We start from the raw sequence: 19,551 nt of genomic DNA on the forward strand, positions 1-19,551 counted from the left end.
GGTCGGTGGGTCGCTAGCCTGTCGTGCGGACTCGATCGCCGAGGAGAGGAACCGGCCGGTGCACGTGTGGATCCGCCCGAGCGCGCGTGGTGCGGTGCGAGGAGCGGCAACCGCTCGGGAGCGGCCCTGGGATGCACTGGCCGCGGTCCGGACGCTCGACGCGGAACTGAGCACCGGCCGACGGTTCTGGGGTGGGACGGTCTCGGTCGCACTCGCGGTGCTCGGAGGCGCGGTGCTGTTCGGGGTCGGCGGCGCTCGGAGCGGTCCGGATGTCGTCGCAGTGGCGATCACTGCCTCGCTGCTGCTGGGAGCGGCGCTCTGTGTGGGGATCGGAGTCCTCCGTGCACGGCACGCCATCGTCGAGGCGTTCGTGACGTGGTCGTCGATGTCGGCGCCGCTCGGCCCTTCGTCGGTCTTCACCGGGCAGCTCAGCGGGAAGAGAATCGCTCGTACGGCGCTCGCCGCCGTGCTCTTCATCGCCGCTGCGTTCAGCTGGTCGTCGGTCGCGGCCGGCCCGTGGGCGTCCGATGACTGGTCGTTCCGCCTGTCCGCCGTTGTGTGGGGTGTCGCCAGCACGGTCGCGATGCTCGCTGTCGTCGCGACCGAGGTCCGTGGGAACCTCGCTCGGACCGGGCGCATCGCCCGTGGCCGGCTCTGAGCGCCCCTGACTCCGCCGATTCCGGGTGTCGCCGCCGGTCGGGCCGCGAGCTGGTCACGCGCTGAGCTGTGCCGTCAGCTCGTCGACCGACCGCGCGGGCAGGGCGCACACGCGGTCGTGGCAGACGTACCCGGCGGGGTCGAGCCCGTCACGGGACTCGAAGAGCGTGAAGCCCGCGGCCGACCAGTCGGCCGCCTGCGCCGGGGTCACCGTGGCGACGACGGTCCCCTGACGCCGAGCGCCGCGGGCCGCCGCACGGATCGGGTCGTCCGGGTCCGACGCGACCACGACGACCTCGCGCGAGGGACGCTGCAGCGCGAGCGCAACCCCGAGGGCATCGGCGTGCCCGAGCGGCCGCTCCGTCCCGGTGACGGCCCGGTCGGCCACGAGCGACAGCGCCGCCGCCCGGTACGACTCGTTGCCGGTCAGCGCGGCGAGCGTCGCGGCGGCCGCGGCGAGTGCGACCGTGCCGGAGCGCATGGCGGTCTGCGGCTGCTCGCCCGTGGCGGTGCCGGCTGCCGCGAGCACCGGGTCGGTGTCGAACCGCCCGGCCAGGCCGTCGTCGACCAGCGTGCGCGCGACGTCGGCGTGGGGGCGCTCCCCGGTGACGAGGGCGAGTTCGAGGAGCCCTTCGGCGAGGAGTCCCACGTCCTCGATGGTGGGCGCCGCCGTCGACGCGCCTCGCGGAGTGCTCGACCGCACCGACACGTGTCCGTCCGTGAGGTGCCCGGCGACGATCGCGTCGGCCGCACCCCGTGCGAGCTCGATCATCTCGGCGTCGCCGTGGCGGGCCCCGGCGATGGCGAGCCCCCGGATCGCCAGGCCGTTCCACCCGGTGAGCACTTGGTCGTCGAGCGGCGGAGGATCGAGCCGCCCACGCTCGTCGAGCGGGAGTCGGTACCACTCGCCCTCGACCCGCCGGCCGTCGATGGTGGACTCGCTGTCCTGCGCCGCGACGAACACGCCGTCCGCACGCCGGAGCGTGTCCCGCAGGAAGTCGGCGATGCCCCGGGCCTGCTCCGCCCCGGCCACCGCGAGCAGTCCCGCGTTGTCGTAGAGCATCCGCTCGTAGTGCGGCACCGACCAGTCGCGCTTGGTCGCGTACCGGAAGACCCCGCCGTCGGCGTCGGTCAGCTCGCTCGCGCGGATCGCGTGCAGGGAACGTTCGAGCAGTGCGGACGCCCGAGCGTCGCCGTCGGCGGCGACGTCCGACAGGAACTCGAGGAGCGGCGCGCTCGGGAACTTGGGGGCACCGCCGAAACCGCCGTGCGTGGTGTCCTCGGCTCGTGCCAGTTGGTCGACGACGGCTCGGACGTCGTCGACGCTCGGGAGGCGCGGCTCGTCCCCGCCACCGTCCGCGCCACCGCGGGCGGTCCGGTCCGCCTCGGCACCCTGCCGGATCGCCGCGGCGATCGCACTCGCGTTCGCGTCCACCTCGTGCCGGCGCTCGGTCCACGCGTCGAGCACCGCCGCCAGGATCTGCCGGAACGCCGGCACCTGCCCGACGGGCGACGGCGGGAAGTACGTCCCCGCGAAGAACACGTGCCCGTCCGGTGTGAGGAACGTCGTCAGGGGCCAGCCGAGCTGCTGCGTGAAGGCACTCGCCGAGGCCATCAGGCTGGCGTCCACGTCCGGCCGTTCTTCGCGGTCGACCTTCACCGCGACGAAGTCCTGGCGGAGCAGCTCGCCGATGCCCGGGTCGGAGAAGCTCTCGCGCGCCATGACGTGGCACCAGTGGCACGTGGCGTAGCCGACCGACACGAGCACGGGGACGTCGCGCTCGCGGGCCTCGGCGAAGGCTTCCGGGCCCCACTCACGCCAGTCCACCGGGTTGTCGGCGTGCTGGCGGAGGTACGGGCTGACGGCGGATCCGAGGCGGTTGTCCGTCATGCGTCCAGCCTGCCTCGACCGTCCTGGGTGCGCTGCGCTCAGTCGCGATCTGTGGACGGATCCGCGGTGTCCACAGGGAGCCGCAGACCGACCCAGCCCACGAGCGACGCGAGCTGCGCGGCCACGTCGACCGGCGACCGGGAGTCGGTGTCCACCCGGGTGACGTCGCGTCGGACAGTCGAGTCGAGCCTCCTGGCCGTCCGCGTGCTGTGCGCCAGCTGCGCCTCGGGGAGGTGCCCACCGGATCGACGGCGCAGCCGGTCGGCGGTCGTCGTGTCGCCGGCGCGGAGCAGCACGGCGGTCACGACGGGGTCGTCGCCCATCGCCTCGGCCAACGCGTCCTGCTCCAGCACCGACACGGTGTTCGTGTACACGAGCCGGTGGTGGCCGAGTTCGCGGTACCGGGCCCACATCGCGGCGAGGTTCCGTTCGGCGAGGCGGGCCTCCGGGTGCTCGACGTGCGGCGCGGGGTGGGCGAGGTCGAGGAAGTCGCCCTCGATGACGGCGTGCTGCACGTCGGCGGCGACGAGCAGGTCGTGCAGTGCCTCTGCTGCGGTCGACTTCCCCACGCCGGACCTGCCCCCGATGAAGAGGACCTCGGTGCGGGGCACGGCGTCAGTCCCCGCTGAGCGACAGGAGGGCGAGGGCGGCGTCCTCGGGGCCGTAGTCGAACAGCCGGTCCCAGAACGGGTCGTCGGCCCACGGCACGTCGCTGCCGGCCGGGACCGCGTTCGCCGTCTCGACGAGCCAGTCGAGCTCCGGCCGGACCGCCGTCGCGAACACGGGCGGCTCCCACCCGAGGGAGCGTGCGGCGGTGGTGTCGAGCACGAACGGCGTCGGCGTGGTCCACGGGGTGGTGCCCACGAACGCGGGGGCGTCGGCGTCGAGCAGGACCTCGTCGAACGGGTGGTCGAGGTGACCGGCGATGGTGCGGACGATCTCGAGCACGCTCGGCGCGGTGTCGTCGGCGACGTTGAGGATGCGGCGGTCAGGTGCATCGGCGACGAGGCGGACGAGGGAACCGATGCCGCTGGCAGCCGTGGTGTGGTCGACGCTGCGGCCGTGGTCGGCGAGGAGGATGCGCTCCCGACCGTCCAACGCTCGCCGGACGACGAACCACTCGCGGGGCCGACCGATGCCGACGCCGTACACCTTCGATGGCCGGACCACGGTGACCGGGGCGCCGTGGTCGAGCAGCACCTGTTCGGCGGCGACCTTGGCGGCGCCGTAGCCGTCACGACCGGTGGGGTCGCCGTCGCCCGCCGTGACGGTCGGCTGCAGCTCGGTCACCGCGCCGCCGAACACGGGCTTGTCCAGCGAGTTGGCGTGCCGACCCTGCTCGTCGGCGTACACGGCCTTCGATGACACGAACACGGTCGAGCCGACGTCGTCGAGGAAGGGCAGGAGCTGTCGGGCGTCGTCGCGGGTGAGGCCAACCGTGTCCACCAGCAGGTCGGCGCCGGGGCGGAGGAGGTCGCGGAGGACGGCGGTGTCGCGACGGTCGCCCGGGAGGAACGTCGCTCCCGCCGCGGTGAGTTCGTCGGCGACGGGGCCACCGCGGCGGGCGACCACGTCCACCTGCCAGTCGTCGCCGCCGCGTCCGGAGGCGTCGAGGAGCGCACGCGCGACGGCCGAACCGATCCCGCCGGTACCGCCGAGGACGACCGCGCGTCTGGTGCTCATGGGTCAACGGTAGTCGGCGCGGGCGCGGGCGCGGGCGCGGAGTCACCCGAGACGGCCGCCGGTGTGACCGGTGTCGGCCGCCGGTGTCACCGGCGTCGGCGCTCGGGGTCGTCGGGCTAGGAGGCCAGCGCCTCGGGCTCGCGCCGCCACCAGTCGAGCAGGGACCCGTCGTAGACCCGGACCTTCTCGTGGCCGAGCACCGTCAGCGCGAGGGCGTCGACGCACGCGGCACTGCCGACACCGCAGTACGTGACGATCTCGTCGGCGTCGAGCACGGATGCGAAGGCCTGCTCGAGGGCGGGACGGCGCAGGTACGCGTTCGTCGTGGGGTCCACGAGCGTGTCCACGGTGATCGGGGTGCTGCCGGGGACGATCGGCGGGTGCTCGGCGCCGAGGGCGGACTCGGGCGCGGCGAACACCAGCGACGCGGGCTGCTCGCCCGAGACGGCACGGAGGACTCGTTCGTGGTCGGCCCAGAGCGGACGCTCCTCGCCCGCGAGGAAGGTCGTGGTCGCCGTCGCGTCGCCCACGTGCGACGCCGGGGTCGACGCTGGATTCGGCGCCGATCGGAGCGCACCGACGCGCACCGGGCGACCCTCGTCCCGCCACTTCGTGAAGCCCCCGTCGAGCACAGCGACGGAGTCGAAGCCGAACGAGCGGAAGATCCACCAGAGCCGCGCCGACCACTCGCCGACGCTGTCGTCGTAGACCACGACCGTCGAGGTGTTCGTCACGCCGAGGTCGCCGGCGGCGGACTCGAACCGCTCGGCGCCGGGTCGGGTGAACGGGACGTCGGCGTCGGGCGTGGAGAACGCCTCGACGAGGTCGGCGTGCCGGGCGCCCGGGACGTGTCCGCGCTGCTCGTAGGAGTCCCGCGCCGTCTGCCACGTCGTCTCGAGACCGGTCCCCGCGGTGTGCACGGACGCGTCGAGCACGACGAGCTCGTCAGCACCGAGGTGGTCTGCGAGCCACTGCGTCGACACGAGCGGCGAGGTCAGGACGGGGGCCATGCCGGAAAGGGTAATCGGCACCCCTGACGTGTGCGAGGGAAACCGACACACGACGCAACCGGGCCGCGTCCTGCGGCGGATCGTCAGACCGGACGGAGCGGTTCCGGCGTGCCGGCGGGGACCTCGACGCGGATGCGGTCTCCGGGGCGGACGACCCCGCCGGTGACGACGACGGCCATCACGCCGCCCTTGCGTTCGACCGAGCCGTCCTCGGCGCGACCGAGCACAGCGCGCAGGAGCCCGGGCTCGAAGTCGTTGATCTGCTGGCAGGGGTTCCGCAGGCCGGTCACGCGGACGCAGGCGTCGTCGCCGAGGTGCAGGAGCGTGTCGGTCGGCAACCCGAGCAGGTCGACGCCGCGGGTGGTGACGTTCTCGCCCATCTGGCCCGGAGCGACTTCGTACCCGGCCTCGGCGACCTCGTCGAAGAGTTCGGTGTGCAGCAGGTGGACCTGCCGCAGGTTCGGCTGCGAGGGGTCCCGCGCGACCCGGGACCGGTGCTGGACCGTGGTGCCGGCGTGTGCGTCGCCCTCGATGCCCCAGCCGGCGACGAGCACGACCTCGTCCACGACCGGCTTGCTGAACCGGTGGTCGGTGTCGCGGCTGACGGAGACGACGGCGGCGTGATCTTCCTGGTGTTCGGTCACCCCTCGATCCTGGCGCGGATCGGGTCGGGGCGCGAGGGTGTCCCGCGCGGAGTGCCGGGAGTGTCGACGCCGAACGACAAACCCGTTGTCGTACGACCTCGATCATGTCGCTGCCGTCGGACCGCGAATGCTCGCGAACGCAACGAGCGACAACGCCGATGTCGTGCGCCGTCGACCATGTCGTTCGGCGTCGGCGTCGGCGCCCCCGCCCCGCCCCGCCCCGCCCGCCACGCCGCACCCGCGCCCGCGCCCGCGAGCGACGAACGGCCCGCCCCGGAGAACCGGGACGGGCCGTTCGTGTCGAGCGGGACGGGTCAGTGCGCCGCGGTCGGGATGCTGCCCGTCGTCGCCGCGCTGGCGTGCTCGAGCTTCGCGAGCCGCACCGACTGGCGGTTGATGAGGAGCCCGCCGGCCAGTGCGACCAGGACGAGCACGCCCGCCGAGATGCCGAACGCCACGTGGTACCCGTCGAGCACGGCCTGCGCCTGCTGGAGCTTCGTCGGCGCCGCGGAGAGCCCGGAGAGGCTGTTCGCCACGACGTTCGCGAAGATCGTCGACAGGAGCGCGGTGCCGATCGAGCCGCCGATCTGCTGCATCGTGTTCACTGTCGCCGAGGCCACGCCAGCGTCCGCACGGGCGACCCCGGTCGTCGCGGTGTTCATCGCGGACGAGAAGATCGTGCCCATGCCGAGGCCGATCACGATGAGCGCCGGCAGGACGGTGCCCGCGTAGGAGCTGTCGAGGTCCGTGCGGAGGAGCAGCAGCAGACCGATCGACGCGACGAGACCACCGGCGAAGATGAGCACCTTCGGCCCGACGCGGGGGAGCAGGCGACCACCGATCTGCGTCGCCGAGATCATGATCGAGAGCGGCATCGGCAGGAACGCCAGACCCGTCTGCAGCGAGCTGAACCCGAGGGTCTGCTCGAGGTAGTAGGTCAGGAACAGGAAGATGCCGAACATGCCGATCGCCACCAGGCCGATCGCGATGAACGAGCCACCGCGGTCACGGTCGAGCACGACCCGGAGCGGCAGCAGCGGGTGCGCGACGCGGGTCTCGATGAAGACGAACGCCGCGATGAGCACGACGCCCGCGGCGAGCATGACGATCGTGACCGGGGAGTCCCAGCCGTTGGTCTCGGCGTTGGAGAAGCCGTAGACGACGCCGACCAGGCCAGCGGTGATCGTGAGGACGCCGGCGACGTCGATGCGCGGGCGTTCGACCTTCGGCGGCTTCGCCATGAACACCAGGGCGCCGATCACGCCGAGCACCGCGAACACGACGTTCACGTAGAGGCACCAGCGCCACGACGCGTACTCGGTGAGCACGCCGCCGAGAAGGAGGCCGATCGCGGCACCGGAGCCGGCGATCGACCCGAAGATGCCGAACGCACGGCCGCGTTCCTTCGGGTCGCGGAAGGTCGTCGTCAGCATGCCCAGCGCGGAGGGGGCGAGGAGCGCGCCGAACACGCCCTGCAGTGCACGAGCGGCGACGAGCAGGCCGAACGAGTCCGCCAGGCCGCCGAGCACGGACGCCACGGCGAAGCCGACGAGCCCGATGATGAAGGTGTTCTTCCGGCCGAAGAGGTCGCCGAGCCGCCCGCCGAGGAGCAGCAGCGACCCGAACGCGAGCGAGTACGCCGTGACGATCCACTGGCGCTGGTCGGTGCCGAAGTCGAGGTCGGCCTGGGCCGAGGGCAGTGCGATGTTGACGATCGTCGCGTCGAGCACGACCATCAGCTGCGCGAGGGCGATGACCGCCAGGGCGATCCAACGGTGGTTGCTCTTGTCGGGCGTGGAGCCGGAAGTCGTGGGTGCTGTCCCGGTGGGGGTCGGCACGGTCTGTTCTGCCGTCACGGCAGCCTCCTTCGAGAAGGTGGAGGGGTGGTGGAGCACGCGCCGTCGGGCGCTCCGGGAGAGGGAGGGATGAAGCGGATGCGATGCATCCGCTTGTGACCAGTGTAGACCGAAACGGAAGGTCCGCATCCGCTTATTCCCAGAAAGTTCAACTAGCGTCGAGGCCGTGAGCACCACCGACCTCGAGCGCCCCCTCCGCGCCGACGCAGCACGCAACCGCGAGCTGATCCTGCAGACGGCACGCAAGTGCTTCGCGGAACGCGGGTTGTCGGTCACGCTGAACGACATCGCGCACGAGGCCGGGGTCGGCGTCGGCACGGTCTACCGCCGCTTCGCCGACAAGGACTCCCTGATCGAGGCGCTGCTCGCCACCAAGTTCGAGGCGATGAACGACGCCGCGGCACGTGCGGCGGACGAGTCCGATCCGCGCGAGTCCCTGCGGGTGTACCTGATGGGCGTGTTCGAGTTCCGGGCACGCGACCGGGCCCTCGCCGACGCCATCGTGCGTGCCGGCAAGTCGCGTCCGTCGATCGTGCAGGAACGCGATCGACTCGAGACCCAGGTCTCCGAGATCATCCGCCGTGCGCGGGACGCCGGCGTCGTGCGGGTCGGGTTCGACTACCGCGACCTGCCGATGCTCACCTCGATGGTCGGCGCCGTCGCGGACACCACCCGCGCGCACGACCCCAACGCGTGGCGGCGCTACGCCGAGGTCCTCATCGAGGGCGTGCTACCGGGCGAACGGGAAGCGCCCATGCTCGGCGAGCCGCTCGACCGTGAATCGATCGAGCGAGCGCTGCACGCGCAGTCCTGACGCCGCGCACGCCGCAGTCCCGGCACCGCGGCGGCCGAGCACTACAACCAGCTCGGCACCCAGTAGTGCGACCGGACGAAGTCCCACGGCATCTGCATGCCGGTCCACATCGGGAACCAGTACGCCGACGCGAGCACCACGACCCCGAGGTACACGCCGACCCAGACGACCGCTCGGGTCCGGCGTGGCCGGAGATCGTCCCGTGAACCGAGCACCAACCCGATCGCCGCGGCGAGCGCCATCACCATGAAGGGCTCGAACGAGACCGTGTAGAACTGGAACACCGTCCGGTTCACGTAGAGCAGCCACGGCAGGTACCCTGCCGCGACGCCCATCAGGACGAAGGCGTACTCCCACCGGCGGCGCAGGATCCAGAGCACCAGCAGCGCCACGGTCGCGATGACGGCCGCGTACCAGATGAACGGGTTCGCGATGCCGGTGATGGCCTCCCCGCAGCGGGTCGCCGTGCAGCCGTCCTGGCCGGCGTTCGTGCCGACGTAGTACATCGACGTGGGCCGCTGCATGAGCAGCCAGAGCAGTGGGTTCGCCTGGTACGAGTGCGGGGTGTGCAGGCCGATGTTGAAGCCGTAGATCTCGGACTGGTAGTGCCACCAGTTCTGCAGGCTGTCCGGCACCCACGACAGCACGCCGGTCCAGCGCTGCCCGCCCGTGGCGATCCAGTCGCGGTCCCAGCCGTCCTTCGACACGAACCACCCGGTCCACGACGCGACGTAGGTGACCGCGGCGATCGGCACCGTGAGCAGGAACGACGCCGGTCCCTGTTGCAGCCAGGCGCTCGAGGACCAGAACTCGATGCCGGCCCGCTTCCGCAGCATCATGTCGGTCAGGACGGAGTACACCGCGAAGAACGCGAGGAAGTACATGCCGGACCACTTCGTCGCGGTCGCGAGTCCGAGCGCCACCCCCATCGCGATCAGCCACGGACGCCACCAGAGCACCGGTCCCCAGAGCGTGTCGCGGCCGGCTGCCGTGCGCCGGGCGACCCAGGCGTCGAGCCGCTTGGACGTCCAGCGACGGTCGAGCAGCAGTGCGCCGAAGCCGAGCACCACGAAGAACGTCAGGATCCCGTCGAGCAGGCTCACACGGGACAGCACGATCGCCTGCCCATCGATCGCGAGCAGGAAGCCGGCGAGGGTGCCGACCAGTGTCGAGCGGAAGAGCGACCGGGCGATGACCGCCGTGAGGAACACGGTCGCGATGCCGAGTACCGCCACGGCGAACCGCCAGCCGAACGAGTTGTCCGCGCCGAACAGGAGCATCCCGAGGCCGATGAGGTACTTGCCGAGCGGCGGGTGCGCGATGAACTCTGCAGCGCTGGTGAACAGCGAGGTCTCACCGGACGCGAACCGCTGGTCCGTCGTCGGCTGGGAGCTGTCGGCGGGGTTGCCCGGCCAGGTGCCCTCGTACCCGAGGTGCACGATCGACCAGCCGTCCTTGACGTAGTACGTCTCGTCGAACACGAGCGAGTGCGGGTGTCCGAGGGCGACGAGCCGCAGCACCGCGGCCAGCAGCGTGACGGCCAGGGGCCCGGCCCAGCGCCAGACGGCGACGCGCCTGGCGGTGGAGAGCGTGCGCCCCCACCAGTCGTCGAGACGGGAGCCGACCGGCCCGTCGGGGACGGCGGTGCGGTCGTCGGTCAGCTCGCTGGTCATCGAGAGAGCATCCTACGGACCGACGCCATGTCTCCGCTGTCGCGCTCAGGCGACCACAATGGTCCCGTGATCGTGCTCGCAGCAACGCCCATCGGCAACCTCGGAGACGCCTCCCGGAGGTTGGTCGAGACCCTCTCGAACGCGAGTGTGGTCGCCGCCGAGGACACCCGCACCGCGATCCACCTCATGCGGGCGCTCGGCATCGAGAACCGCCCGCGCCTCATCGCCCTGCACGAGCACAACGAACGGGCGAAGGCGGCCGAGGTCGTCGAGCTCGCGCGGGACGAGGACGTCGTCGTCCTCACCGACGCCGGCATGCCCGCGATCAGCGACCCGGGCTTCCCCCTCGTCGAGGCCGCCGCGGCCGCCGGGGTCACGGTCACCGCGCTGCCGGGCCCCTCGGCGGTGCTCATGGCGCTCGCCGTGTCGGGGCTGCCGACCGACCGCTTCAGCTTCGAGGGGTTCCCGACGCGGAAGGGCGGGGAACGTCGGCGGCTCTTCGCGTCGCTCGCCGGGGAGCAGCGGACGATGGTGTTCTTCGAGTCGCCGCACCGGTTGGGTGACACGCTCGCGGACATGGCCGCGGGCTTCGGGGACGACCGGCGCGCGGTCGTCTGCCGCGAGCTCACGAAGCTGCACGAGGAGGTCCGGCGCGGGTCCCTCGCGGAGCTCGCGGCGTGGGCAGCCGACGGGGTACGCGGCGAGATCTGCGTGGTCGTCGAGGGGTCGACCGGTGCGCTCGACGACACGACGATCGAGGACGGGGTCCGGCTCGTGCTGGAGCGGGTGGCCGCCGGGTCGCGCATGAAGGAGGCGGCCGCGGCCGTCGCCGACGCGACGGGGCTGTCGAAGCGCGACCTCTACGAGGGCGCGCTGGCGGCGCGGTAGACGCGAGCGTCACCGGACTGGAGGCGCGGCTCCGGACGCGCACCGCGCCTCCCGTCCGGTTCTCCACAGGTGGCGCGCGGGGCGCGTCATGCGGCTCCCGCCCGCCCGTAGGATGGTCCGCATGTCCGACGGGTCCTCGTTCAGCATCACCACGCCGATCTTCTACGTGAACGACGTGCCCCACATCGGGCACGCCTACACCGAGGTGGCCGCGGACGTCCTCGCGCGCTGGCACCGGCAGCGCGGCGACGACACGTGGCTGCTCACCGGCACCGACGAACACGGGCAGAAGATCCTGCGGACGGCCTCGGCCAACGACGTCACGCCCAAGGAATGGGCCGACCGGCTCGTGACCGAGGCGTGGAAGCCGCTCCTCGACACCGTCGACGTGGCGAACGACGACTTCATCCGCACCACGGACGAGCGCCACGAGCGCGGTGTGACGGCGTTCCTGCAGAAGCTGTACGACGACGGCTACATCTACGCGGGCGAGTTCGAGGGCTTCTACTGCGTGGGCTGCGAGGAGTACAAGCAGCCGAGCGACCTCGTCCCCGGCACCGGTGCGTACGAGGGGCAGCAGGTCTGCGCGATCCACTCGATCCCGGTCGAGGTGCTGTCCGAGCGCAACTACTTCTTCCGCATGTCCGACTTCGAGCAGCGCCTGCTCGACCTGTACGAGTCGAACCCGCTGTTCATCCAGCCGGAGAGCGTCCGCAACGAGATCATCTCGTTCGTCAAGCAGGGTCTGCGCGACCTGTCGATCTCGCGGTCGAGCTTCGACTGGGGCATCCAGATCCCGTGGGACCACGACCACGTCCTCTACGTGTGGTTCGACGCCCTGCTCAACTACGTCACGGCGCTCGGGTACGGCACCGACGACGACGAGGCCTTCCAGCGCCTCTGGCCGAGCGTGCACATCGTCGGCAAGGACATCGCACGGTTCCACGCGGTGATCTGGCCGGCGATGCTCATGGCCGCCGGGCTGCCCCTCCCCGAGCGCGTGTTCGGCCACGGCTGGCTGCTCGTCGGCGGCGAGAAGATGTCGAAGTCGAAGCTGACCGGCATCGCGCCGTCGGAGATCACCGACACGTTCGGGTCCGACGCCTTCCGCTACTACTTCCTCCGCGCCATCACCTTCGGGCAGGACGGCAACTTCAGCTGGGAGGACATCTCCGCCCGCTACCAGGCCGAGCTCGCGAACGGCTTCGGCAACCTCGCCTCCCGCCTCGTCGCGATGCTGCAGAAGTACTTCGACGGTGCGGTGCCCGAGCGTGGGTCGCTGACCTCGTCCGACGAAGCGATCGACGCGCTCGCGGTCTCCGTCACCGAGCGCGCCGACGCCGCCATCGCCGCGTTCGCCCCGCACGAGGCCATCGCCGCGGTGTGGGAGCTCGTCGACGCGCTGAACGGGTACATCACCGAGCAGCAGCCGTGGGCGCTGGCGAAGGTCGACGCGCAACGCGAGCGGCTCGGCACCGTCCTGGCCACCGCGCTCCGTGGGCTCGGCACCGTCGCCGTCCTGCTCTCGCCGGTCATGCCGAAGGCGACCGAGAAGCTCTGGGCCTCGATCGGTGCCGGCGGATCGATCGCCGAGCAGCGGGTGGACCGTGCCTGGGAGTGGCAGGGTGCCTCGACCGTGGTCCCGCTCGAGTCCGGGTTGTTCCCGCGCATCGAGCAGTCGGAGCAGGGCGCAGCGTGACCGACGCCCACCTCCGCGCCCGTGGTGACGGCGACGGGTCCAAGCGGGACCTGACCTACCCGCCCCTGCCCGAGGCGCTCGTCGTCCCGGTCTACGACAACCACACCCACATGGAGATCGCCGACGGCGGCGACGGCGCGCTCGACTACCGGGAACACCTCGACCGCGCGTCGAGCGTCGGCGTCCGCGGTGTCGTGCAGGTCGGCACCGACCTGGCCACCTCGGAGTGGTCGGCGGCCATCGCCGCACGGGAACCCCGGGTCCTCGCCGCGGTGGCGCTGCACCCGAACGAGGCGCCGTCGCTGCAGGAACAGGGTCTGCTCGACGAGCACCTCGCCGGCATCGAACGGCTCGCGGCACTGCCCCGGGTCCGGGCGATCGGTGAGACCGGTCTCGACTTCTTCCGCACCGGCGAGGACGGCCGCGACGCCCAGGTCCGCTCGTTCGAGGAGCACATCCGCATCGCCAAGGCGCACGACCTCGCGCTGACGATCCACGACCGCGACGCGCACGACGCCGTGGTCGAGGTCCTCGACCGTGTCGGCGCTCCCGAGAAGACCGTGTTCCACTGCTTCTCCGGCGGTCCCGACCTCGCCCGGCTCTGCGCGGAGCGCGGCTGGTACATGTCGTTCGCCGGCACCGTGACGTTCAAGAACGCGGCCCCCCTGCGTGCCGCGCTCGAGGTCGCACCCCGTCACCTGATCATGGTCGAGACCGACGCCCCGTACCTCACGCCGACGCCGTTCCGCGGTCGCCCGAACGCGCCGTACCTCATCCCGCTCACCCTCCGGTCGATGGCCGAGACCCTCGGGACCGACGCCTCGATGCTCGCGGCACAGATCGCCTCGACCACCGAGCTCGTCTACGGCGCGTGGGACGCCGAGCCCGTGACGGTGGAGCAGTAGTGGCATCGCTCCTCGGCCCGGCGGAGATCCGGGACCTCGCGGCCCAGCTCGACGTCACGCCGACGAAGAAGCTCGGCCAGAACTTCGTGCACGACGCGAACACGGTCCGTCGCATCGTGGCGTCGGGTCGGGTCACCGCCGACTCGAAGGTGCTCGAGATCGGTCCCGGTCTCGGCTCGCTGACGCTCGGGTTGACCGAGACGGGCGCGTCCGTCACCGCGGTGGAGATCGACGGCCGGCTCGCCGCACAGCTGCCGACCACGGTCGCCACGATGCAACCGGCGGCCCGGCTCGAGGTCATCCACCAGGACGCCCTCACCGTCGCCGCGACGGACCTGCCCGAGGCGCCCACGCACGTCGTCGCGAACCTGCCCTACAACGTCTCCGTCCCGGTGCTGCTGCACCTGCTCGCGACCTTCCCGTCGATCGAACGGGCGCTCGTCATGGTGCAGGCCGAGGTCGGCTACCGCATCGCCGCGGGCCCCGGCAGCAAGGTCTACGGGGCGCCGAGCGTGAAGGCGGCCTGGTACGGGTCGTGGTCGATCGCCGGACAGGTCAGCCGGCAGGTGTTCTGGCCGGTGCCGAACGTCGACAGTGTCCTCGTCGGGTTCGACCGGCACGACCCGCCCGGGGACGAAGCACTGCGGGCGCAGGTCTTCGCGCTCGTCGACGGGGCGTTCCAGCAGCGGCGGAAGATGCTCCGCCAGAGCCTCTCCGGTGTCCTCGGCAGCAGTGCCCGGGCGTCGGAACTCCTCACCGCCGGTGGGGTCGACCCGACGGCTCGGGGCGAGATGCTCAGCGCCGACGACTTCGTGCGCCTCGGCCGGACGGTCCTCGCCGCGGCGGAGTGACCCCGGCGGCCGCGTCCGCCGTCGTGCTCCAGTGCCCGGGGCGCTGGAACCCCTCCGGCAGGACCGTGGCCGCGTCGCCCCGCGCCGCGTTGACCTGCATCTGTGTGAGGAACACCGCGCCACGGAGATCGGTGCCGCGCAGGTCCGCATCGCGGAGGTCCACGCCGAGCAGGTCGCAGCGGTCCAACCGGGCGCCCCGCAGGTCCGCCGCGATGGCGAGCGACCCGCGCAGCGTCGCCCCGCGCAGGTCGGCCCCGCGCAGGTCCGCGCCGACGAGGTCCGTCCCCGGACCGACCCGCTGGCCGTGGGCACCGACCGGACCCTGCCGACGCGCGATCGCACTCGCGTCGAGCAACAGCGGACGGACACGGTCGTACTCCGCGTCGACGTCGAGGGTGGTGAGGTCCTCCGGCGTCCCGTCGCTCAGCAGACGAACGTGCTCGAAAGCCGCGACCCACGGGGTCTGGTCGTGTGTCGCTCGCACGAGGGTGATCGCCTCGTCGAGGTACCGCAGGAGGTCGTGGAGTCGTCGGACGATCGGGAACGTGGCGAACATGGAGCGCCGCGTCTCGGGGTCGTCGCGCCACGAGCGGCCCGCGAAGGTGTGCCGGGAGACCTTCTGCCCGGCCCCCGAGCAGTCGAACACCGTGCAGCCGGAGAAGCCCCGCTCACGCAGGTGCGGGTGGATCCGGCAGCCGTCCGCGTCGTCGAGGTTCGTGCACGGGTCGCCGGCGTCCTTGTCGAACGGGAAGTCCGCGGACTTCGCGAACGCCAGGGCCACGCAGCACAGGCCGAAGCAGTTCGCGCAGTCGGCGCCGAGGTCCTCGCGTCGCCCCAGCTCGACCCGCGTCCGCGCCGCCATCAGTGGTCGTTGACCCGGACGACCGTCCCACCGGTCAGCGACAGCAACTGCTCGAAGGTCAGGGGGAGCACGCTGTTCGCGGTCCCGGCCGCCGACCAGACCGTGTCGTACTCGCGGAGCGCCTCGTCCACCACCGTGCGGATCGGGGCCGGGTGCCCGACGGGGGAGACGCCGCCGATCGGCTGCCCGGTGATCTCGCGGACCTGCTTCGCGGTGGCCATGGTGAGCTCGGTCGCGTCGATCTGGGCGGCGAGCAGGTCGGTGTCGACCCGGTGCCGGCCGGACGTCATCGCGAGCAGGGGTTCCCCGTCGGCCAGGAACAGCAGGCTGCTCGCGATCGCTCCCGGTTCGGTGCCGAGCGCGGCGGCGGCCTGCGCGGCGCTGTGGGTCGAGTCGGGGAGTTCCCGGGGGGTCGCGTCGATGCCGGCTTCGGCGACGATGCGCTGGACGGTGGCGAGGCGGTCGTTCATCACCGTCCATCCTCGTGGGAAGCGGTGTCGAGCGCGAGCACCTGCCCTGCAATCATGGAAATCCAACATGTTTGCAGACCGGATCCGTGCCCGCCTATGGTCGTCCCCACGAACCGAAGGAGACACCATGACCGTTCAGTACCGACCGTCAGCCTCCGACACCGCTCCGGCAGAGGTGCGTCACGGAGTCCGCGTGTTCACCGCGGCGGAGATGGCGTCGATCCTCACACGAACGCCGCCGCGCGAAGGGACGCGGGAAGAACGTCGAGCTCGGCTGCATCGCGCGCTGAACTCGTTCCAGGGTGACGTCAGGCCCGCACCGGTCGAACACTTCCGACGCACCGCCGTCTGAGCGGTGTTCGAGCCGCTCAGCCCGACGGCGTTCGGTGACCGCGGAGTGCTCACCTACTCCACCTGCACCGCGCGTCCGGACCAGGTACTCCTCGACAGCGGTTTCGTGCTGCGCGCCCTGAACCCCTCCGAGCCGGATCACGTCGAGGCCGTCGAGTTCCTCGACCGCCTCGACCTGATGGACACCACGATCCTCTCCACCACGCTCCTCGAGCTCGACGTGTTCGACGCGGCGTTCGACATCGGCCAGGACGCTGATGTCGACGTGGGGGCTCACCACCCGGGGAGCAGTTCAGGTCGCGACCGCGATCGCCGCCGAAGTCAGCGCCATCGTCACGTGCGACGTCGCGTTCGGCACCGTTCCGCGCGAGGAACTCCCGCTCCTCATCTCGCCTGACGGCGTCGATGCTGCGCGGCGACTGCGGTCCGGATCCGCGAGCTGACGAGATCACGAGCGTGAAGCGATCGCACCGCCCCTACGATGGCGGCATGACCGACGGGACGGTGCGATCGCACGCGCAGGGGATGGCCGCCGACAACGTGCTCGCGGCGACCGGTCGCACGCCGGACGACTGGTACGCCCGCATCGACGAGATCGACGGACGGACGATCGGGCACGCCGCCATCGCCGCCTGGATCGTCGAACAGGGCGTCGAGCCGTGGTGGGCGCAGGGCGTCACGATCGGGTACGAGCAGGCGAGGGGCCTCCGGATCCCCGGGCAACGATCGGACGGCTCGTTCGCGGTGTCGGCGTCGCGCCAGGTGCCCGGGGAGCGCGAGACGGTGCTCGACGGGGTCGTGCCGGTCTGCACGACGGCGTTCGGGTTCGCCCCGACCTCGGAACGCCGGGGCGGGAAGCGGCCGTCGGCGCGGTGGACGTTCCCCGATCGCGAGTCGGTGCTGCTCACCACCGAGGACGGCCCCCGGGCGGGCACGGTCCGGATCGCCGTGCAGCGGGAACGGCTCACCGGACCGGAACGCATGCCCGACGCCAAGGCGGAGCTCCAGGACCTGCTCGCGGCACTCTGAACCGGGGTCCCGAACGGGGCACGCGCAGATCGACCGGATGGCCCTAGGCTTCGACGGGTGTCCGCACCGCGTTCCCGTTCCGCAATCGTCCTCCTGCTCACGGCAGTGGTCGCAGGGTGCGCCATCGTGGTCTTCGCCGTGCTCGCGCTCCTCCGGGATCCGTCCGACGACGCCGCGTGGGTGGCCGTCGTGCTGGGCGGGCTGTTCGTCGCGTGGGGGATCACGTTCGACCGCCTTCCCGACGATGACGATGACGGGGACGGCGACGGTGACCTCCACCACCACGACCACAGCCACGGCCAGGGCTGGACGCCCCGCCGCCTCAACGCCGCCCTGTCGACCGGCCTGGTGATGACGGGCGCGTACGTCGTGATCCGCGCGCTCGGCCGCCCGGTCGACACGGCGCTGGTCGGGGCCCTCGCGTGGCCGGCCTGGCGACTCGTCAACCGGCTCCTCGACGGCGTGATCCGACGGCGCGGAGCCCGCGGCGAGGCGGACGGCGCCACCGACTGAGCGAGGCGGACGGCGAGCCGGTCGTCAGTGCCCCCGCGACGCCAGCGCCTCGATGAGCTGCTGCTGCGTCCCGTCCCGCTCCGACCACCGCAGCGGCAGCACGTTCTGCACCAGGATCTCCGGCGCGGCGCCGGCCTGCAGCAGCGACACCACCTCGTCGAGGAACGAGGACAGCGGCATCCCGCCGAAGTCGACGCCCTCGCCCATCAGGTCCGTGGCGACCGCCGGCGGCACGAGCTCGAGCACCGAGACGGGCGACCCGGTCAGCTGCTGGCGGAGCGACTGCGTGTACGAGTGCACCGCGGCCTTCGTGGCGCTGTAGGTCGGGGTCGCGGCGAGCGGTGTGTACGCCAGCCCCGACGACACGGTGACGATCGTCGACGCCGGACGGCCGAGCAGGTGCGGCAGGAACGCGTCGATGAGGCGGATGGTGCCGAGCAGGTTCGTCTCGACGGTGGCGACGGCGTCGGCCAGGTGTTCCGACGAGCGCAGGTCCTCGGCGCGCATGATGCCCGACATCGTGACGAGAGTGTCGAGCGACGGGTAGGCATCGATGACGGAGGCGGCCGCGGCGGTGATCGACGCCGGGTCGGTGACGTCGAGCTCGACGGTGCCGAAGCCGTACTCGTCGTGCAGCGAGTCGAGCAGCGCGCGACGTCGGCCGCCGATGACGACGGTGCTGCCCGCTGCCTGCAGGCGCTGGGCCAGCCCGAGGCCGATGCCCGAGGTCGCGCCGGGGATGAAGACGGTGGAGTTCGTGATGTCCATGACGACCACGATCCACCCGCCCGACCGCCCGAACCAGAGCGCCGTCATCGGGGGACCGCCGATCCCTGGCACGGTCGCCGGACCCGGTGCACGATGAAGGCATGGACCGCCCCGGGCTCGCCGACTTCCTCCGCCGCCGCCGCGAACTGCTGCGCCCCGAGGACGTCGGGCTCGGCTCCGGGCAGCGCCGCCGCACGCCGGGCCTCCGGCGCGAGGAGGTCGCCGCGCTGGCGGGGATGTCCGCCGACTACTACACGCGCCTCGAGCAGCAGCGTGGACCGCAGCCGTCCGAGCAGATGGTGGCGGCGATCGCCCGGGCGCTCCGCTGCAGCCTCGACGAGCGCGACCACCTGTTCCGCCTCGCCGGGCACAACGCGCCCGCACGGGTCCACCGTTCCGACCACGTCGACCCCGCGATCCTCCGGGTGCTCGACCGCCTCGAGGACACCCCGGCGATCGTGGTGAACGACCTGGGGGAGACCCTCGTCGAGAACCGGCTCGGGGCCGCGCTCCTCGGCACGACGACGGGGTTGCCGGGCAACGAGCGGTACCAGCCGTGGCGCTGGTTCATGACGGGCTACGAACGGGCGAAGTACGCGCCGGAGGAGCACGAGCGGCTCGCCCGGGCACAGGTCGCCGCACTCCGTGCAGCGGTCGGCGCCGCGGGGCCGACGGACACCCGGGCGGCGGAGCTCATCGCCGACCTCGAGGCGAACAGCGCGGGCTTCCGAGCGCTGTGGTCCCTGCACGAGGTGGCGAGCCGGTGGGAGGACCACAAGACGTTCGTCCACCCGGAGCTCGGCCGCATCACCGTGGACTGCCAGGTGCTCCACACGACGAGCCAGACGCAGGCGCTGCTGCTCTTCACGGCACCGACGGGCAGCGAGGACGCGGAGAAGCTCGAGCTCCTCGGCGTCGTCGGCCAGCAGACCTTCGCCCGCTGACGGAGTAAACCCGCGTCACACACCTGGCGACTCCCGGCAGGCC

20 protein-coding genes are annotated in these 19,551 nt (G+C 71.9%); 10 read left to right on the forward strand and 10 right to left on the reverse strand.

What is annotated here, in order from left to right; genetic code table 11:
* The first annotated feature begins 58 nt into the window (after positions 1-58).
* Positions 59-658 (forward strand): hypothetical protein, encoded by a 600-nt coding sequence (locus BJK06_RS12010; protein WP_070418088.1) that lies wholly within the window; start codon positions 59-61, stop codon positions 656-658.
* Positions 659-712: 54 nt separating this feature from the next.
* Here the strand turns inward: BJK06_RS12010 and BJK06_RS12015 are convergent, their stop codons facing one another.
* From BJK06_RS12015 to BJK06_RS12040, 6 genes are all read right to left on the reverse strand, one after another.
* Complete coding sequence (locus BJK06_RS12015) at positions 713-2,548, reverse strand: thioredoxin domain-containing protein (RefSeq protein WP_070418089.1); 1,836 nt, start codon at positions 2,546-2,548, stop codon at positions 713-715.
* Between the two features lie 38 nt (positions 2,549-2,586).
* Positions 2,587-3,159: an ATPase gene (locus tag BJK06_RS12020; protein WP_070418090.1), complete on the reverse strand. Its 573-nt coding sequence runs from the start codon at positions 3,157-3,159 to the stop codon at positions 2,587-2,589.
* A gap of 4 nt (positions 3,160-3,163) precedes the next feature.
* A complete protein-coding gene (locus BJK06_RS12025; RefSeq protein ID WP_070418091.1) occupies positions 3,164-4,231 on the reverse strand; it encodes an NAD(P)-dependent oxidoreductase in 1,068 nt (355 codons plus the stop codon).
* 116 nt (positions 4,232-4,347) lie between these two features.
* Positions 4,348-5,241 (reverse strand): sulfurtransferase, encoded by an 894-nt coding sequence (locus BJK06_RS12030; protein ID WP_070418092.1) that lies wholly within the window; start codon positions 5,239-5,241, stop codon positions 4,348-4,350.
* 83 nt (positions 5,242-5,324) lie between these two features.
* Complete coding sequence (locus BJK06_RS12035) at positions 5,325-5,885, reverse strand: MOSC domain-containing protein (RefSeq protein ID WP_070418093.1); 561 nt, start codon at positions 5,883-5,885, stop codon at positions 5,325-5,327.
* A gap of 314 nt (positions 5,886-6,199) precedes the next feature.
* Positions 6,200-7,741: an MFS transporter gene (locus tag BJK06_RS12040; RefSeq protein ID WP_070419424.1), complete on the reverse strand. Its 1,542-nt coding sequence runs from the start codon at positions 7,739-7,741 to the stop codon at positions 6,200-6,202.
* Between the two features lie 166 nt (positions 7,742-7,907).
* On the opposite strand from BJK06_RS12040, the gene BJK06_RS12045 reads away from it, so the two are divergent.
* Entirely contained in the window at positions 7,908-8,555 is a 648-nt protein-coding gene (locus BJK06_RS12045) for a TetR/AcrR family transcriptional regulator (RefSeq protein WP_070418094.1), read from the forward strand.
* Between the two features lie 41 nt (positions 8,556-8,596).
* Here the strand turns inward: BJK06_RS12045 and BJK06_RS12050 are convergent, their stop codons facing one another.
* Positions 8,597-10,228 (reverse strand): dolichyl-phosphate-mannose--protein mannosyltransferase, encoded by a 1,632-nt coding sequence (locus BJK06_RS12050; protein ID WP_070418095.1) that lies wholly within the window; start codon positions 10,226-10,228, stop codon positions 8,597-8,599.
* 66 nt (positions 10,229-10,294) lie between these two features.
* On the opposite strand from BJK06_RS12050, the gene rsmI reads away from it, so the two are divergent.
* From rsmI to rsmA, 4 genes are all read left to right on the forward strand, one after another.
* Positions 10,295-11,116: a 16S rRNA (cytidine(1402)-2'-O)-methyltransferase gene (rsmI, locus tag BJK06_RS12055; protein ID WP_070418096.1), complete on the forward strand. Its 822-nt coding sequence runs from the start codon at positions 10,295-10,297 to the stop codon at positions 11,114-11,116.
* Positions 11,117-11,237: 121 nt separating this feature from the next.
* Positions 11,238-12,815, forward strand: coding sequence for a methionine--tRNA ligase (gene metG, locus BJK06_RS12060; RefSeq protein WP_070418097.1), 1,578 nt, complete (start codon positions 11,238-11,240; stop codon positions 12,813-12,815).
* Positions 12,812-13,720 carry a TatD family hydrolase gene (locus BJK06_RS12065; protein ID WP_070418098.1) on the forward strand — a complete coding sequence of 303 codons (909 nt, stop codon included), beginning with the start codon at positions 12,812-12,814 and terminating at the stop codon, positions 13,718-13,720. Before metG ends, BJK06_RS12065 begins: the two co-directional genes overlap by 4 nt.
* Complete coding sequence (rsmA, locus tag BJK06_RS12070; RefSeq protein ID WP_070418099.1) at positions 13,720-14,571, forward strand: 16S rRNA (adenine(1518)-N(6)/adenine(1519)-N(6))-dimethyltransferase RsmA; 852 nt, start codon at positions 13,720-13,722, stop codon at positions 14,569-14,571. Before BJK06_RS12065 ends, rsmA begins: the two co-directional genes overlap by 1 nt.
* Here the strand turns inward: rsmA and BJK06_RS12075 are convergent.
* Complete coding sequence (locus BJK06_RS12075; RefSeq protein WP_070418100.1) at positions 14,516-15,433, reverse strand: pentapeptide repeat-containing protein; 918 nt, start codon at positions 15,431-15,433, stop codon at positions 14,516-14,518. The two genes, rsmA and BJK06_RS12075, sit on opposite strands and share 56 nt — an antisense overlap.
* Positions 15,433-15,903: a YbaK/EbsC family protein gene (locus BJK06_RS12080; protein WP_070418101.1), complete on the reverse strand. Its 471-nt coding sequence runs from the start codon at positions 15,901-15,903 to the stop codon at positions 15,433-15,435. Before BJK06_RS12080 ends, BJK06_RS12075 begins: the two co-directional genes overlap by 1 nt.
* Before the next feature lie 355 nt (positions 15,904-16,258).
* On the opposite strand from BJK06_RS12080, the gene BJK06_RS12085 reads away from it, so the two are divergent.
* The 3 genes from BJK06_RS12085 (at position 16,259) to BJK06_RS12095 (ending at position 17,796) form a co-directional block, all read left to right on the forward strand.
* The gene (locus BJK06_RS12085; protein ID WP_070418102.1) at positions 16,259-16,651 is read left to right on the forward strand and encodes a hypothetical protein; all 393 of its coding nucleotides are present in this window, start codon (positions 16,259-16,261) and stop codon (positions 16,649-16,651) included.
* Positions 16,652-16,743: 92 nt separating this feature from the next.
* On the forward strand, positions 16,744-17,283 hold the full coding sequence (locus BJK06_RS12090; protein WP_156794849.1) for a hypothetical protein: 540 nt from the start codon (positions 16,744-16,746) through the stop codon (positions 17,281-17,283).
* Positions 17,284-17,340: 57 nt separating this feature from the next.
* Complete coding sequence (locus BJK06_RS12095; protein ID WP_156794850.1) at positions 17,341-17,796, forward strand: hypothetical protein; 456 nt, start codon at positions 17,341-17,343, stop codon at positions 17,794-17,796.
* A gap of 24 nt (positions 17,797-17,820) precedes the next feature.
* Here BJK06_RS12095 and BJK06_RS12100 read toward each other — a convergent pair whose 3' ends face one another.
* Complete coding sequence (locus BJK06_RS12100; RefSeq protein ID WP_258027632.1) at positions 17,821-18,612, reverse strand: SDR family oxidoreductase; 792 nt, start codon at positions 18,610-18,612, stop codon at positions 17,821-17,823.
* Positions 18,613-18,665: 53 nt separating this feature from the next.
* Between BJK06_RS12100 and BJK06_RS12105 the strand changes: the two genes are divergently transcribed.
* Positions 18,666-19,508 (forward strand): helix-turn-helix transcriptional regulator, encoded by an 843-nt coding sequence (locus tag BJK06_RS12105; RefSeq protein ID WP_070418105.1) that lies wholly within the window; start codon positions 18,666-18,668, stop codon positions 19,506-19,508.
* Positions 19,509-19,551: the final 43 nt, after the last annotated feature.

The organism is Curtobacterium sp. BH-2-1-1, from assembly GCF_001806325.1.
Lineage (GTDB): Bacteria > Actinomycetota > Actinomycetes > Actinomycetales > Microbacteriaceae > Curtobacterium.

What these genes read in the sequence shown, in the direction of transcription:
- BJK06_RS12075 (WP_070418100.1), bottom strand. Translation starts at nt 15,433, where the DNA reads ATGGCGGCGCGGACGCGGGTCGAGCTGGGGCGACGCGAGGACCTCGGC.
- BJK06_RS12105 (WP_070418105.1), top strand. Translation starts at nt 18,666, where the DNA reads ATGGACCGCCCCGGGCTCGCCGACTTCCTCCGCCGCCGCCGCGAACTG.
- BJK06_RS12030 (WP_070418092.1), bottom strand. Translation starts at nt 5,241, where the DNA reads ATGGCCCCCGTCCTGACCTCGCCGCTCGTGTCGACGCAGTGGCTCGCA.
- BJK06_RS12025 (WP_070418091.1), bottom strand. Translation starts at nt 4,231, where the DNA reads ATGAGCACCAGACGCGCGGTCGTCCTCGGCGGTACCGGCGGGATCGGT.
- BJK06_RS12090 (WP_156794849.1), top strand. Translation starts at nt 16,744, where the DNA reads ATGACCGACGGGACGGTGCGATCGCACGCGCAGGGGATGGCCGCCGAC.
- metG (WP_070418097.1), top strand. Translation starts at nt 11,238, where the DNA reads ATGTCCGACGGGTCCTCGTTCAGCATCACCACGCCGATCTTCTACGTG.
- BJK06_RS12050 (WP_070418095.1), bottom strand. Translation starts at nt 10,228, where the DNA reads ATGACCAGCGAGCTGACCGACGACCGCACCGCCGTCCCCGACGGGCCG.
- BJK06_RS12100 (WP_258027632.1), bottom strand. Translation starts at nt 18,612, where the DNA reads ATGACGGCGCTCTGGTTCGGGCGGTCGGGCGGGTGGATCGTGGTCGTC.
- BJK06_RS12080 (WP_070418101.1), bottom strand. Translation starts at nt 15,903, where the DNA reads ATGAACGACCGCCTCGCCACCGTCCAGCGCATCGTCGCCGAAGCCGGC.
- BJK06_RS12015 (WP_070418089.1), bottom strand. Translation starts at nt 2,548, where the DNA reads ATGACGGACAACCGCCTCGGATCCGCCGTCAGCCCGTACCTCCGCCAG.